The organism is Streptomyces sp. P9-2B-2 (assembly GCF_030406865.1).
Lineage (GTDB): Bacteria > Actinomycetota > Actinomycetes > Streptomycetales > Streptomycetaceae > Streptomyces > Streptomyces platensis.
This window is the reverse complement of sequence record NZ_CP129126.1, coordinates 6935151-6950133: the sequence shown is the minus strand read 5'-3', so window position 1 is coordinate 6950133 and position 14983 is coordinate 6935151. Positions and strand designations below refer to the sequence as shown.

The 14983-nt window shown below is 68.2% G+C and carries 9 protein-coding genes; 2 read left to right on the top strand and 7 right to left on the bottom strand.

Translation table 11 applies throughout. The features are described 5' to 3' along the window. Positions 1-50: 50 nt before the first annotated feature. From QT196_RS30570 to ngcE, 5 genes are all read right to left on the bottom strand, one after another. Positions 51-1145, bottom strand: coding sequence for a substrate-binding domain-containing protein (locus QT196_RS30570; RefSeq protein WP_248001373.1), 1095 nt, complete (start codon positions 1143-1145; stop codon positions 51-53). A 139-nt stretch (positions 1146-1284) separates the two neighbouring features. Next, a complete protein-coding gene (locus tag QT196_RS30565) occupies positions 1285-2484 on the bottom strand; it encodes an ROK family transcriptional regulator (RefSeq protein ID WP_290356073.1) in 1200 nt (399 codons plus the stop codon). 331 nt (positions 2485-2815) lie between these two features. Then, the gene (locus tag QT196_RS30560; protein ID WP_168481840.1) at positions 2816-3778 is read right to left on the bottom strand and encodes a carbohydrate ABC transporter permease; all 963 of its coding nucleotides are present in this window, start codon (positions 3776-3778) and stop codon (positions 2816-2818) included. Next, entirely contained in the window at positions 3778-4701 is a 924-nt protein-coding gene (locus QT196_RS30555) for a sugar ABC transporter permease (protein ID WP_168481839.1), read from the bottom strand. The genes QT196_RS30560 and QT196_RS30555 overlap by 1 nt, the downstream gene beginning before the upstream one ends. A gap of 61 nt (positions 4702-4762) precedes the next feature. Next, a complete protein-coding gene (gene ngcE, locus QT196_RS30550; protein WP_290356072.1) occupies positions 4763-6202 on the bottom strand; it encodes an N-acetylglucosamine/diacetylchitobiose ABC transporter substrate-binding protein in 1440 nt (479 codons plus the stop codon). 445 nt (positions 6203-6647) lie between these two features. Here ngcE and QT196_RS30545 point away from each other — a divergent pair, with 445 nt between their 5' ends. Continuing rightward, positions 6648-10055, top strand: a complete 3408-nt coding sequence (locus QT196_RS30545; protein WP_290356071.1) for a GH92 family glycosyl hydrolase — start codon at positions 6648-6650, stop codon at positions 10053-10055. 150 nt (positions 10056-10205) lie between these two features. Here the strand turns inward: QT196_RS30545 and acnA are convergent, their stop codons facing one another. Then, positions 10206-12950 (bottom strand): aconitate hydratase AcnA, encoded by a 2745-nt coding sequence (gene acnA, locus QT196_RS30540; RefSeq protein WP_290356070.1) that lies wholly within the window; start codon positions 12948-12950, stop codon positions 10206-10208. Positions 12951-13373: 423 nt separating this feature from the next. Between acnA and QT196_RS30535 the strand changes: the two genes are divergently transcribed. Then, on the top strand, positions 13374-13847 hold the full coding sequence (locus QT196_RS30535) for a carboxymuconolactone decarboxylase family protein (RefSeq protein ID WP_168481834.1): 474 nt from the start codon (positions 13374-13376) through the stop codon (positions 13845-13847). Positions 13848-13931: 84 nt separating this feature from the next. Here the strand turns inward: QT196_RS30535 and QT196_RS30530 are convergent, their stop codons facing one another. After that, positions 13932-14882, bottom strand: a complete 951-nt coding sequence (locus QT196_RS30530) for an SDR family NAD(P)-dependent oxidoreductase (RefSeq protein ID WP_290356750.1) — start codon at positions 14880-14882, stop codon at positions 13932-13934. Between the last annotated feature and the right edge of the window lie 101 nt (positions 14883-14983).

Sequence of the window (14983 nt, the reverse complement as noted above, 5' to 3'; positions counted from 1 at the left end):
GGGCCGGGGAGCCGGGGCCGGACGGCCGGGGGCAAGGGCCCGGGGCCTTATTACTTGATGCCGGCCGTCTCGCAGGCCTTCTTGGCGTCGCCGGTGCAGATCTGGCTCGCCTTGTAGACCTTGTCCTTGAGGATCGTGGACGCGATGTTGTCCTTGGTCACGATCTGCGCGTCGTACAGCTTGGCCGGGATGCCCTTGACCTCGCCGCTGAGGCTGTCGACCTTGGTGTCCGTCAGGGAGTCGATCTTCTCGCCCTTGAGCAGCTTGACGGCGATCTCGGCCGTGGAGTCGGCCTGCGGCTTGATCTGCTTGTAAATGGTGAACGCCTGGTCGCCCTTGAGGATCCGCTGGAGACCCGCGAGCTCGGCGTCCTGGCCGCCGACCGGGACGTCCACGCCCTTCTGCTTCAGCGCGGTGATGATGCCGCCGGCCATGCCGTCGTTGCCGGAGTAGACGCCCTGGAAGCCGTCCTTGCCGAGCGAGTCGAGCGCGGCGCTCATCTTCTTGTTGGCCTCGTCAGGCGACCAGTCGGGGATGTCCTGCTCGTACGCGACCTTCTTGACCTGCTTGTCGAGGACGCTGTGGGCGCCCTTCTTGAAGAACGGCATGTTCGGGTCGGTCGGCGAACCGTTGATCATGACGACATTGCTGTCCTTGGCCTTGTCGCCGAGTGCCTTGACCAGCGCCTGGCCCTGGAGGCGGCCGATCTTCTCGTTGTCGTAGGACACGTAGGCGGAGATGTTGCCCTCGGCCAGCCGGTCGTAGGCGACGACCTTCACGCCCTTCTTGGCGGCCTGGTTCACCCAGGACTTGGTCGCCTTGTAGTCGACGGGGTCCAGGATGATCACCTTCACGCCCTGGGTGATCAGCGCGTCGAACTGCTTCTTCTGGTTCTCGGTGTCCTGCGAGGCGTTGTTGTACCGCACCTTGCAGTCGCTGCACAGCGCGTGGATCTTCGACTCCATGAGCGGGCGGTCGAAGGTCTCGTAGCGGGTGGTCTTGTTCTCCGGAAGCAGCAGACCGATGGTCTTGTTGTCGCCGCCGCCCGACTTGGCGCCGTCACCGGCCTTGCCGCAGGCGGCCACGGAGAGCGCCATCGAGACGGCGGCAGTGCCTATGACGACGCGACGCGTCCAAACGTTCATTGGGGTGCCTCCCTGACGAGGCCGCGTCGTTGCGGCCGAGGTGGCTGGAAGTCAACTCGGCCGCCAGCCGGCCGTCAAGGAGTAAATCCTTAACGAGATGACAACGGTGCCATGCGTTAGCTGCGTGAACTCAGCGCGCTCACGCCAGGGCGGGAGCGTCCGCCGACTGCACCCCGTCGAGCAGGGTCGAATCGCCCATCTCGCTCAGCACCAGCGCCAGCGCGCCGAGCACCTCCGCCCGGCCGCCGAGCGTGCCGGGGACGATCCCCAACTGCCGTGCCGCGCTGGGGATCGCGTACCGCGACACCGACTCACGGATCGGCGCGAGCACCAGCTCACCGGCCTCGGCGAGATCACCACCGAGCACCACTCGGCTGGGATTGAGCAGATTGCACAGATTCGCCACACCACTGCCGATATAGCGCCCTACGTCCGCAATGACCCGGCGGCAGCCCGGGTCGCCGTCGCGGGCCAGCTGGACCACCCGCGCCATGGTCAGATCGGGCCCGTGGCTCGGCTGGAGCAGCGGGAGGACGTACCGGGCCGCGGTGAAGGTCTCCAGGCAGCCGCGGTTGCCGCAGCGGCACACCGGACCGGCCTCGTCCAGCGTGATGTGCCCGATCTCGCCCGCCGTGCCGCCCGGCCCGCGGTAGATCTGCCCGCTGATCACCAGCCCGGCGCCGACCCCGCTGGCGACCTTGATGTACGCCAGGTCGGCGGCCCCGCGGCCGCCGCCCCACACCAGCTCGCCCAGCGCGCCGAGGTTGGCGTCGTTGTCGACGTGGACGGGTACCCCGAGGCGCCCGGAGAGCTCCTGGCCGGGGTTCGTGCCCGTCCAGCCCGGCAGGATCGCCGTGGAGCCGAGCGTCCCGGATTCGACGTCGATCGGCCCCGGCACGCCCAGGCCGACCCCGACGACCTTGCCGGCGTCGATCCCGGTGGCCGCGATCAGCCGGTTGACCAGCTGTTCCGCCCGGTCGAAGCCCTCGGCGGCGGAGGCGTCCACATCGATCGGCTCGGCCTCCTCGGCGAGCACCTGGTGGGCGAGGTTGCCGACCGCCACCCGCAGATGGGAATGCCCGAAATCGACCCCTACGACGATGCCCGCGTCGCCGGAGAGCGAGACACTGCGCGCCCGCCGCCCGCCCGCCGAGGTCGGCGTCACCTCAACGGTCCCGCCGTCCTTCAACTCGCGAACGATGTTGGAAACGGTGGCCGCGGACAGCCCCGTGCTCCGGGCGATCTCCGCCTGCGTGAGTGAGCCCGCCATACGCACCGCGCGTACGACCCGCTCCAGATTGGCCCGGTGCAGTGAGGACTGCGACCCTGGAGTCTCCATCGACTCATCCACTCCCGTCTGGGGCCGGGGGTGCCTCCCAGCGGCAGCTGGGGAGGCACGACGACCGCCCGCCGACCGCACCCAGGTCTTCGGGGGGCGGCCATCGATTCAACATGTGAACTCTAAGCAGAACGCCAGCCGGGAAGTCTCGTCAAGGCGTTGAGCCCGGCATGATCAGGAAGCGGCTGATCCGGGCACCCGCGAAGGCGGCCCCGCCGCCGCGGAGCCGCCCCGGGAGGCGTGCCGGAGGGCACGCCGAGGTGGCGCGAATCTTTCGCCGGACCGCCGGTCCGCCGACTTCGGAGGTGGCCCCCGGCCCCCGGCCCGCCCCCTACTTCAGTGCGCCGGCCGTCAGACCGGCCACCACCTGCCGCTGGAAGATGATGTACGCGGCGAGCACCGGCAGCATCGCGATCGTCAGCCCGGCGAACAGACCGGACCAGTCCCCCTTGTAGCCCTGACTCACCGCCAGGGCCACCAGACCCTGCGTCAGCATCTTCTTGTCCGGCTCACCGACGTTGAGCACCGTCGGCAGCAGATACTGATTCCACTGGCCGAGGAAGTTGAAGATGCCGACGCTGATCAGGCCGGGCTTGGCCATCGGCAGCATCACCTGGAAGAAGGTGCGGGTGTGTGAGGCGCCATCGATGAGCGCCGCCTCGGCCACCGACGTGGGCAGCGTTCTGAAGAACCCGCTGAGGAAGAAGACCGTGAACGGCAGCGAGTAGGCGATATAGACCAGGATCAGCCCGTGGTACGTGTCCAGCAGCGCCATGTTCTTCATGACGAAGAACAGCGGGACCAGCGCCAGGATGACCGGGAAGCCCATCCCGCCCACGAACAGGAAGTACAGGAAGCGGTTGCCGGGGAAGTCGAAGCGGGCCAGGACATACGCCGCCATCGACCCCAGCAGCATCGTGCCGATCAGCGAACCACCCACGACGATCAGCGAGTTGAGGAAGTACTGGCCCATGTTCGCCTTGTCCCAGGCGCGCGACCAGTTCTCGAAGTGCAGCACCGACGGCAGCCCCCAGGGCGAGCCGAAGATCTCGCTGTCGTCCTTGAAGGAGCTCACCACCGCCCACAGCAGCGGCATGGTGACCAACAGGCCCCAGATCACCAGGACTCCGTGCGAGAAGACATTGAGGACCTTGCCCTCACTGCTTCCACTACCGGCGCCGTCGTCCTTGTGCGCCTGGCCGCCGCGCGGGCCGGGCAGCCGCGCCGCGTCCGGAGCCGGTGTGTGCTCCTTCGTCACCCCCGGGAGGTCCGCGGGGTCGGTCTGCGCACTCATCAGAACTCCAGTCGCTCGCGCCGGCCCAGCCGCATCACGACGGCCGAGAAGACGAGGGTCACGATCAGCAGGGAAACGCCGATCGCGGTCGCATATCCGGCCTGACCGTCCCGGAAGGTCTTCTGGTACACGTACAGCGGAAGGACCTCGGTCGAATAGTCGGGGCCGCCCGGACCGACGCTCATGATCTGGACGAAGGCGAAGGCCGACACATCCAGGGCGAGAATGCCCATATAGATCCAGCCGGTCTGCACGGTGTCCCACAGCAGCGGCAGGGTGATCCGGAAGAAGGTGTTGAAGCGGTTCGCACCGTCCAGCAGCGCGGCCTCGTAGAAATCCTTCGGAATGGAGCTCATACCGGCGGAGAAGAGCACGACATAGAAGCCGACATTGGCCCACACCATCGCCGCCATCACACACCACAGCGCGATCTGCGGATCCCCCAGCCAGTCCGGCTGCACACCGTCGAGCCCGATCGCGTCGAAGAAGGCGTTGAGCGCGCCGCTCTCCGGGTTGTAGGCGAACTGGAACAGCAGCGCGACGATCGGGACCGACAGCACCTGCGGGAAGAAGTAGAGGATCTTATAGGCGCCCGAGCCGCGCACCCCGCCGATGACCGCCTTCTTCCGGCGGCGGCCACCGACGTTGAGCATGAAAGCGAAGAAGAGCCCGAGCGAGAGCGTCACCACCGGCAGAAGCAGCAACAACGTCACACTGTTGCCCACGGCGGACCAGAAGACCTCGTCCTGGAAGAGCCGCGCATAGTTGTCGAAGCCGACCATCTTCATGTCCGGACTCAGTCCGGTCCAGTCCGTCAAGGAGTAGTAGATGGCCTGCACGAAGGGCGAGATCACGAAGATCGCGTAAATCGCCAGCGGGAGGATCAAGAACCCCGCGATGAAACGGTACTTACCGTGCTTCATGACTACCGATCCCGTTGTCTGCCTGCGCGTGCCGCCGCCGGTACCGCTTCGAACGTCGTGATCAGCGCTTGTACTTCTTCACGCTGGAGTCGTCGCGGGTGCCGTCCGCATACTTCTGGATCTTCTTGATGGCCTCGTCGGGAGTCAGCCGGCCGGCCATCATCTCGCCCAGCGCGCCGACGCCGATCCGCTCCTTCTGGAGCGCCACATACCAGTCCTGCAACCGCGGATTGACGATGTTCTGCCCGGCCTTCTCCAGCGCCACCTGCGCGGATGCCAGACCCGGCGGGAGCTTCAGCCCCTCGGTGCCGCCGTTGAGCGAGGTGAGCGAGGAGACCTGCCGGATGAAATTCTGCGCGGACTTCTTGCTGAGCATGATGCGCAGCAGTTCCATCCCGCCCTCGGCGTTACGGGCCTTCCTGGGCACGATGTACGGCTCACCGCCGGAGGCCCAGATGGTGCCGTAGGGCATCTTGTCGGAGTCCGACAGGCTGGACGGGGCACCCACCGCGAGATCGAACTGCGGGTTCTGCGCGATCTGCTTGGCCGACTCGTTCTCCACCCAGGAGCCGTTCGGAATGAACAGCGCCTTCCCCTCGGCCCACGCCTTCTGCGACTGGAGGTGGTCCAGGCCGGGCGAGCCCTTGAGGACATAGCCCTTCTTGTAGAGCTCGTAGTAGGCGTCGAATGCCGCCTTGACCGCCGGGTCCTTCCAGGCGTTCGGCTCCAGGTTGTCAATCTTCCGCAGCACCTCCGCACCGCCGATCTTGGCGATGAACGGGTAGAGGCTGAAGGGAAGGTAGTACGGGTACTTGCCCGGGTACGTCCAGCCCGCGACGCCCTTCTTCTTGGCCTTGGCGCACAGGGCCAGCATCTCGTCCCAGGTCTCCGGATACTCCGCGTCCAGCTTCTTCAGATTGCCCTTGGAGTACCAGACGCCATAGACCGTGTACGCGTAGTAAAGGATCCAGGTTTCCTTGCCGCCGAACTGGCCCATTTCGACGACACCGGGGCGCAGGGTGTCCCGCACCTTCTTGTTCGGGTCATCGACGGACGGGGCGTCGAGAAGCGTCGAGAGGTCGGTCAGCTGGTCCTTGGCGACCAGCGTGCCGAAGTCCATTTGCTCCGCACCGGAGTTGTCGACGAGGTCCGGGGGATTTCCGCCGTTGAAGCGCGGCTGAAGCGTCGACTGGATCTTCTGGGTCGACGAGAGCTTCACCTTGCCATCGGCCTTCGGGAAGGCCTTGAGGTACTCGCTCTGCGCGTCCTTGGCGTACTTGTCACCGAATCCGCCGTCGAAGATGACGACATCGAGGCCGGCCGACTCATTGACCGCGAGCGGATTCTTGGCGGACTTCTTGCCCTTTTCGACCTTGTTATCGCTGTCGCTGCCGCCGCCGGCGCACGCCGACAGTATTCCCATGGCCGGTACGGCGACGATCCCCAGGGCCGCGGCTCGCTTGACCAGATCACGACGGTTGAATGCTGAGGTGGATCCCATGCTCAAGTCCTCGCCTTCTTCAGGACTCAGGCGGTGTACCGGAGCCACCCCGGCACCGCGGGTCAGATGAAGCTGAGTTGTACGGGATGTGCACCGGGCTAGCTAGAGAAATGCGGGGCAGTCATGCGTTCCCGCCTTCCCCCCGGGTCCACGGCCTGCGTCGTACGGCCGGTCGGACGCCGACAGGTATAGTCCACTTCCGGTCGCAGGGGCAAGATCGAATGCAGGGTTGGACGGCAGTCTTTCCCTAGTTGAGACCTCCCCGGTATGCGGGGATTCGCCCGGCCGTCCCCCGCCGCCCGAACGGCGGCACGACGGGCGGCACGACCGGCGCACCGATCGCAGCGGCACCCTTGACACCAAAGTCCCCACGCACCTTACTTATCTCTGTTTATCTCGGCGCCATGTAACTGACAACGATGTCAATCTCGTTGAGAGGGCTCGCGTGCGGCTCAGACACCGGCACAGTCCACTGCGGGGGATCGCCCGCCCCGCCGCCCTCGCGGCGGCCGCTCTGCTCATCATCACCGCGCCCGGCCCGGCCCAGGCCGCGCCACCCCAACCACCCCAAGGGACAGCGGAGTTCCGCTCCTCCTTCGAATCCGGCGACCCGCGGCCGGACTGGACCGACACCGTCGAGACCGGCCCCGATGGAAAGCCCCGGACCTCCGGCGTCACCCCGGAGACCACCCCGGCGGCACCCGGGATGAACACCGGGACCGACACCGGCCCCGGCGACTCCCCCACCGCCAAGGCCCACGCCGGCTTCACCGGAGGGCACGCGCTGCGCTACGCCGGCACCCACACCGCCGCCGGCCACGGCTACTCGTACAACAAGATCTTCGACGTCAATGTGCCGGTCACCGCGGCCACTTCGCTCTCCTACAAGATCTTCCCCGAGATGGCGAAGAGCGATCCGGCCTACCCGGCGACCCACACCGCCGTCGATCTGGCCTTCACCGACGGTACGTACCTCAGCGAGCTGTCCGCCGTCGACCAGCACGGCGCGCCGCTGACGCCCCAGGGCCAGGCCGCCGCCAAGACGCTCTACGTCAATCAGTGGAACAACCGGGAAGCGCGGATCGGCGCGGTGGCCGCGGGCAAGACCGTCGACCGGATCCTGGTCGGCTATGACGCGCCGGCGGCACCACGGACCGCGCCGGCCTTCCGGGGCTGGATGGATGACCTCACCCTCGCGCCCAAGGCCCCGGACAAACCGCTCCCCCACTACTCCGACTACGCCGTCACCACCCGCGGCACGCTCTCCAGCGGCAGTTTCTCGCGCGGCAACACCTTCCCCGCCACCGCCGTCCCCAACGGTTTCAACTTCTGGACCCCGGTCACCAACGCGGGCTCCGCGGACTGGCTCTACGAATACGCGCGGAAGAACAACGCCGACAATCTCCCCACCCTCCAGGCGTTCAGCGCCAGCCATGAGCCGAGCCCGTGGATGGGCGACCGGCAGACCTTCCAGGTCATGCCGTCGGTCGCGGCCGGCACCCCGGACGCCTCGCGCACCGGCCGGGCGCTGCCGTTCCACCACGAGAACGAGACCGCCAGGCCGCACTACTACGGCGTGACCTTCGACAACGGCCTCGAGACGGAGATCACCCCCACCGACCACGCCGCGCTGATGCGCTTCACCTTCCCCGGCGACCGGGCGAGCCTGATCTTCGACAACGTCAACAACAAGGGCGGGCTGAACCTGGACACCGAACGCGGGATCGTCACCGGCTTCTCGGACGTCAAGAGCGGACTGTCCGTCGGCGCCACCCGGCTGTTCGTCTACGCCGCCTTCGACGCCCCGGTCACCGGCGGCGGTCGGCTCGACGGCGGGGGCGGCAAGGACGTCACCGGCTACCTCCGCTTCAAGCCCGGGGCGGACCGCACCGTGACGATGCGGATCGCGACCTCACTCATCAGCGTGGAGCAGGCGAAGGCGAATCTGACCCGGGAGATCTCCGACGACGCGGCCTTCGCCGGCGTCAAGGACCGGGCGCAGTCCCAGTGGGACGACCTGCTGGGCCGTATCGAGGTCGAGGGCGCGAGCCGCGATCAGCTCACCACGCTCTACTCCAACCTCTACCGGCTCTACCTCTACCCCAACTCCGGCTTCGAGCGGGTCGGTTCGCGCAGCCGTTACGCGAGCCCGTTCTCGCCGCAGGTCGGCCAGGACACCCCGACCCGCACCGGCTCGAAGATCGTCGACGGTGAGGTGTACGTCAACAACGGCTTCTGGGACACCTACCGGACCACCTGGCCCGCCTATTCGCTGCTCACCCCGAAACGCGCGGGGAAAATGGTCGACGGCTTCGTCCAGCAGTACAAGGACGGCGGCTGGATCTCCCGCTGGTCCTCGCCCGGTTATGCGGACCTGATGACCGGGACGAGTTCCGATGTGGCATTCGCCGACGCCTATGTGAAGGGGGTGGAATTCGATGCCGAGGCGGCCTATGCCGCGGCCGTCAAGAACGCCACCGTCGCCCCGCCGCACCCCGGCGTCGGCCGTAAGGGCATGACCACCGCGCCGTTCCTCGGCTATACGAGCACCGATACCCGCGAGGGCATGTCCTGGGCGCTGGAGGGCTACCTCAACGACTTCGGTATCGCCCGTATGGGCAAGGCGCTGTACGAGAAGACCAAGAAGCCCCGCTACAAGGAAGAATCGGCCTATTTCCTGAGCCGCGCCCAGAACTACGTCAAGCTCTTCGACCGCCGGGTCGGCTTCTTCCAGGGCAAGGACGCCAAGGGCGACTGGCGGCTGCCGCCGGGCACCTTCGACCCCCGGGTCTGGGGCCACGACTACACCGAGACCAACGCCTGGACCTTCGCCTTCACCGCACCGCAGGACACCCGGGGGCTGGCGAACCTCTACGGCGGCCGCACCGCCCTGGGCAAGAAACTGGATGCGTACTTCTCCACGCCGGAGACCGCGTCCAAGGAATTCGCCGGCTCCTACGGCCAGGTCATCCATGAAATGACCGAGGCCCGCGACACCCGCATGGGCATGTACGGACACAGCAATCAGCCCTCGCACCACATCGCCTATGTCTATGACGCGGCGGGGCAGCCCTGGAAGACACAGGAGAAGGTCCGCGAGGCGATGTCCCGGCTCTACCTCGGCAGCGAGATCGGCCAGGGGTACCCGGGCGACGAGGACAACGGCGAGATGTCCGCGTGGTACGTCTTCAGCTCGCTCGGCTTCTATCCGCTGGTGATGGGCCAGGGCGAATACGCGGTGGGCTCCCCGCTCTTCACCAAAGCCACGGTCCATCTGGAGAACGGCCGCGATCTCACCGTGAACGCCCCGCGCAACAACGCCCGCAATGTCTACGTCCAGGGCCTCCGGGTGAACGGAAAACCCTGGAATTCCACCGCCCTGCCGCACCAACTCCTCGCCCGCGGCGGCACCCTGGACTTCACCATGGGCGACCGGCCCTCCGCCTGGGGCACCGGAGCGCACGCCGCCCCCACCTCGATCACCAAGGACAGCCGCGTCCCCGCCCCGCCCCAGGACGTCACCGCCCCCGGCGGCGGCCCGCTCGTCGACAACACCTCCGACACCGCGGCCGAACTGACCGACGCCCCGCTGGACCTCACCCGGCCCACGCGGGTCACGTCCTACACCCTCACCTCAGCGGACCATGCCACGGCCCCGGCCGGCTGGACGCTGGAGGGCTCCCCGGACGGCAAGCGGTGGACGCGGCTGGACCACCGCGACGCCGAGTCCTTCACCTGGGACCGGCAGACGCGGGTCTTCGGCATCGCCCGGCCGGACAGTTACCGGCACTACCGGCTGGTGCCCGACGGCCCGGGCACCCTCGCCGAGATCGAGCTGCTCGCTACGCCATGAACCCCGTTGTCCCTTGGCAACTACGGGGAACTCCGGCAGCGACCGCCTGATCCGCTGAGACCGGGCACGGAAAAGCGGACGGGCCGCACCCCCTCGGTCGAGGGAGTGCGGCCCGTCCGGGTGCCCCAGGGGACTTACTTGCGGCTGTGTTTACTTCCGGATGAGCGAGCGCAGCACGTACTGCATGATGCCGCCGTTGCGGTAGTAGTCCGCCTCGCCGGGGGTGTCGATGCGGACGACCGCGTCGAACTCGACGCCGCTGTCCGTGCTCACCTTGACCGTGCGGGGGGTGGTGCCGTCGTTCAGCTCGGTCACGCCGGTGACGGAGAAGGTCTCCTCGCCGGTCAGGCCCAGGGACTCGGCGGTCTGGCCCTCGGGGAACTGGAGCGGCAGGACGCCCATGCCGATGAGGTTCGAGCGGTGGATGCGCTCGTAGGACTCGGCGACGACGGCCTTGACGCCGAGCAGCGCGGTGCCCTTGGCCGCCCAGTCACGGGACGAGCCGGAGCCGTACTCCTTGCCGGCCAGGATGACCAGCGGGGTGCCGGCGGCCTGGTAGTTCTGCGAGGCGTCGTAGATGAACGACACCGGAGCACCGCCGTCACCTTCGGCGGCCCGCGTGAAGTCGCGGGTGTAGCCGCCCTCGGTGCCCGGCGCGATCTGGTTGCGCAGGCGGATGTTGGCGAAGGTGCCGCGGATCATGACCTCGTGGTTACCACGGCGCGAGCCGTAGGAGTTGAAGTCACGACGCTCGACGCCGTGCTCGGTGAGGTACTGACCGGCCGGGGTGTCGGCCTTGATCGCACCGGCCGGGGAGATGTGGTCGGTGGTGACCGAGTCGCCCAGCTTCGCCAGCACCCGGGCGCCGGCGATGTCGGAGACCGGGGTGGTCTCCATCGTCATGCCCTCGAAGTACGGGGGCTTGCGCACGTAGGTGGACTGCGGGTCCCACTCGAAGGTGTTGCCGGTCGGGATCGACAGCGCCTGCCACTGGGCGTCGCCCGCGAAGACATCGGAGTAGGACTTGTTGAACATGTCCTCGCCGATGGAGTTGGCCACGACGTCGTTGACCTCGGCCTCGGAGGGCCAGATGTCCCTGAGGTAGACCGGGTTGCCCTCGGTGTCGGTGCCCAGCGCGTCCTCGGTGATGTTCACCTTCATGGAACCCGCGAGGGCGTACGCGACGACCAGCGGCGGGGACGCCAGGTAGTTCATCTTGACGTCGGGGTTGATCCGGCCCTCGAAGTTCCGGTTGCCGGAGAGCACCGAGGTGACGGCCAGGTCGTGCTCGTTGACGGCCTTGGAGACCTCCTCCGGCAGCGGGCCGGAGTTGCCGATGCAGGTGGTGCAGCCGTAGCCGACGAGGTTGAAGCCGACCTTGTCGAGGTACGGGGTGAGCCCGGCCTTGTCGAAGTAGTCGGTGACGACCTTCGAGCCCGGCGCCAGGGTGGTCTTGACCCACGGCTTGCGGGTCAGGCCCTTCTCCACGGCCTTCTTCGCGACGAGCGCGGCGGCGACCATGACGTACGGGTTCGAGGTGTTGGTGCAGGAGGTGATGGCCGCGACCGTCACCGCACCGTGGTCGATCTCGTAGGTCGAGCCGTCGGGGGCGGTGACCGTGGTGGGACGGGTCGGCACACCGTTGGCGGCGGCCGGGGAGTCGGAGGCCGGGAAGGACTCCTGGCCCGCCTCGTCCGCGTCGGAGACGTAGTTGAGGACGTCGCGCTCGAACTGCGTGGCGGCGTTGGCCAGGACGATGCGGTCCTGCGGGCGCTTCGGGCCGGCGATCGACGGGACGACCGTCGACAGGTCCAGCTCCAGCTTCTCGGAGAAGTCGGGCTCGGCGGCCGGGTCGAGCCAGAGGCCCTGCTCCTTGGCGTACGCCTCGACGAGCGCGACCTGCTGCTCGTCGCGGCCGGTCAGACGCAGGTACTTCAGGGTCTCGTCGTCGATCGGGAAGATCGCGGCGGTGGAGCCGAACTCCGGCGACATGTTGCCGATGGTGGCGCGGTTGGCCAGCGAGGTGGCGGCGACGCCCTCGCCGTAGAACTCGACGAACTTGCCGACGACACCGTGCTTGCGCAGCATCTCGGTGATGGTCAGCACAAGGTCGGTGGCGGTGGTGCCGGGCTTCAGCTCACCGGTCAGCTTGAAGCCGACGACGCGCGGGATGAGCATGGAGACCGGCTGGCCGAGCATCGCGGCCTCGGCCTCGATGCCGCCGACGCCCCAGCCCAGCACACCGAGGCCGTTGACCATGGTGGTGTGCGAGTCGGTGCCGACGAGGGTGTCGGGGTAGGCCTGGCCGTTGCGGACCATGACCGTACGGGCCAGGTGCTCGATGTTCACCTGGTGGACGATGCCGGTGCCGGGCGGGACGACCTTGAACTCGTCGAAGGCGGTCTGGCCCCAGCGCAGGAACTGGTAGCGCTCCTTGTTGCGGCCGTACTCCAGCTCGACGTTCTGGCCGAAGGCATCCTTCGTGCCGAACTTGTCGGCGATGACGGAGTGGTCGATGACCAGCTCGGCCGGCGCCAGCGGGTTGATCTTGTCGGCGTCGCCGCCGAGCTCCTTCACGGCCTCACGCATGGTGGCGAGGTCCACGGCACAGGGCACGCCGGTGAAGTCCTGCATGATCACGCGGGCCGGCGTGAACTGGATCTCCTGGCTGGGCTGGGCCTGGGAGTCCCAGCCGCCGAGTGCCCGGATGTGGTCGGCGGTGATGTTCGCGCCGTCCTCGGTGCGGAGCAGGTTCTCCAGCAGCACCTTCAGGCTGTAGGGAAGACGCGCGGCGCCTTCGACCTTGTCCAGCCGGAAGATCTCGTACGACTCGTCGCCCACGCGCAGCGTGCTGCGGGCGTCGAAGCTGTTCGCCGACACGACAGTCTCCTTCATGCATGAATTCGCGCGTACCACCGCAATGCTGCCGTCACCGTCCTTGCCCCATCCGCTAAGGTGAGCCTAAGTTAGGTATGCCTTACTGGCGCGGCAGCGGTACGCCTCTCGGCAGATATCTCGATGTCGAGATAACTCTAATACATCGCCGCGTCCTGGTCATGCCCCGACCGGGGTGCGCTGTGCCCTCGGCATGCGATCGTGGTCACTGAAGGCCGGTGACCACCGGGTTCGTGCCACCGCGGGCGGAGTGACCGGAAATGGTCGGGGCCAGGGGTCGCCCACCGGCAGTGCAGGTGCCCGCCGTCGTCGGGCTCCGCGCCGCCCCGCGAGCGGAAAGCCGCAGGTCAGGCGCTCATGTCACATCCTGCCGGGCTGGGCCGTCGTACGTGTGCAAGCACCGACCGGCAAAAGGAGAGCACCATGAACGCCCGTTTGGACGCCTTCAGCAGCCCGACCATCGGCAAGGTCTTCAAGCACATCGTCGCGGCCGGCAAGATCCTGGAGGACTCGACGCTGCCGGCCTCGACGCAGGAGCTGGTGCGGCTCCGCGCCAGCCAGATCAACGGGTGCGGTTTCTGCACCGATATGCACACCAAGGACGCGGCGGCCGCCGGTGAGACCTCGGTCCGGCTCAACCTGGTCGCGGCCTGGCGGGAGGCCACGGTCTTCACCGAGGCCGAGCGCGCCGCGCTGGAGCTGGCGGAGCAGGGCACCCGCCTCGCGGACGCGGCCGGCGGGGTCACGGACGAGGCCTGGGCGAACGCCGCCAAGCACTACGACGAGGAGCAGCTCGCCGCCCTGGTGTGCGCGATCGCCCTCATCAACGCCTTCAACCGGGCGAACGTCATGGTCCAGCAGCCGGCCGGCGACTACCAGCCCGGGCAGTTCGGGTAACGGCGACCGCCGGGCCGGGCGGGTCGGACGGCCAGGAGCGGCCGGTCGGGACCGCGGGCCGCGCTTCGGCCAGGCTTCGCTGCCTCACAGGGGGCCGAGGACCGGGTCGACGCCGGTCAGGGCGCGGCTGGCGGTCCACAGGCGCGCCGCGGTGCCGGCGTCGGCCAGGTGCTCCCAGAGAGGCTCGGGCACGGGCCTGCCGCGCAGCCCGAACACCCGGGGCCCCCACAGCTGCCCGCCGCGCACGTCCGGGTCGAGCACCGCCCGTACGGCGGGCCACGCGCCGGATTCCTTGCCCTGGACGACCAGGCCGAGCGGCAGCCCGCGCAGCCGCTCGGCCGTCGTCCGGACCCGGACCTGCGGGCGGGAAGGGGTGAGCGAGTCGAGCGCGCCGCCGGGGTGGACGACCACGCTCAGCGTCGCGCGGCCCGCGGCGCGCAGCCGGCGGTCGAGTTCGACGCCGAAGAGCATCTGTGCCAGCTTCGAGCGCCCATAGGTGCGCTTGGGCCGGTAGTCGCGGCCGCTCTGGAGATCGTCGAGATCCAGGCGTTCGGACTTGGCCGCGAAGCTGCCGGTGGTGACGATCCGGCTCCCGGCCGTGGCCGCGAGCAGGGGTGCCAGCCACCCGGTCAGGGCGAAGTGCCCCAGGTGGTTCGTCGCGAACATCAGCTCCTGACCGTCCCTGGTCTCCCGGCGCGGCGGATCGTCGAGCGCCACACCGGCGTTGTGGACAACCGCGTCGAGACGGTCCAGGCCGAGCGCGGCCACCGACGTCCGGAGCGAGGCCGGATCGGCCAGGTCCAGCCGCAGGTGCCGCACCTCGGCACCGGGTACGCGGGCACGGATCGACGCGGTCGCGGCGTCGGCCTTCGCCGGGTCGCGGCTGCCGAGCACGACCGTGGCCCCGGTGCCGGCGAGCTGCTCGGCCACGAAATACCCGATACCCGCGTTGCCGCCGGTGACCAGGAAGCACTTGCCCTCGGCGGACGGGAGCCGGTGCACGTCCCACCCCTGGGCCTTTTCTGCGGCGGGCATCGTGGATCGCTCACTCATCTCGGGTTCCTCACTCCACTCATCGCGGGTTCCGGGTAGTTCATCGCGGGTTCCGCACTCTCGGGCTGATCCGGTGGCGGTGA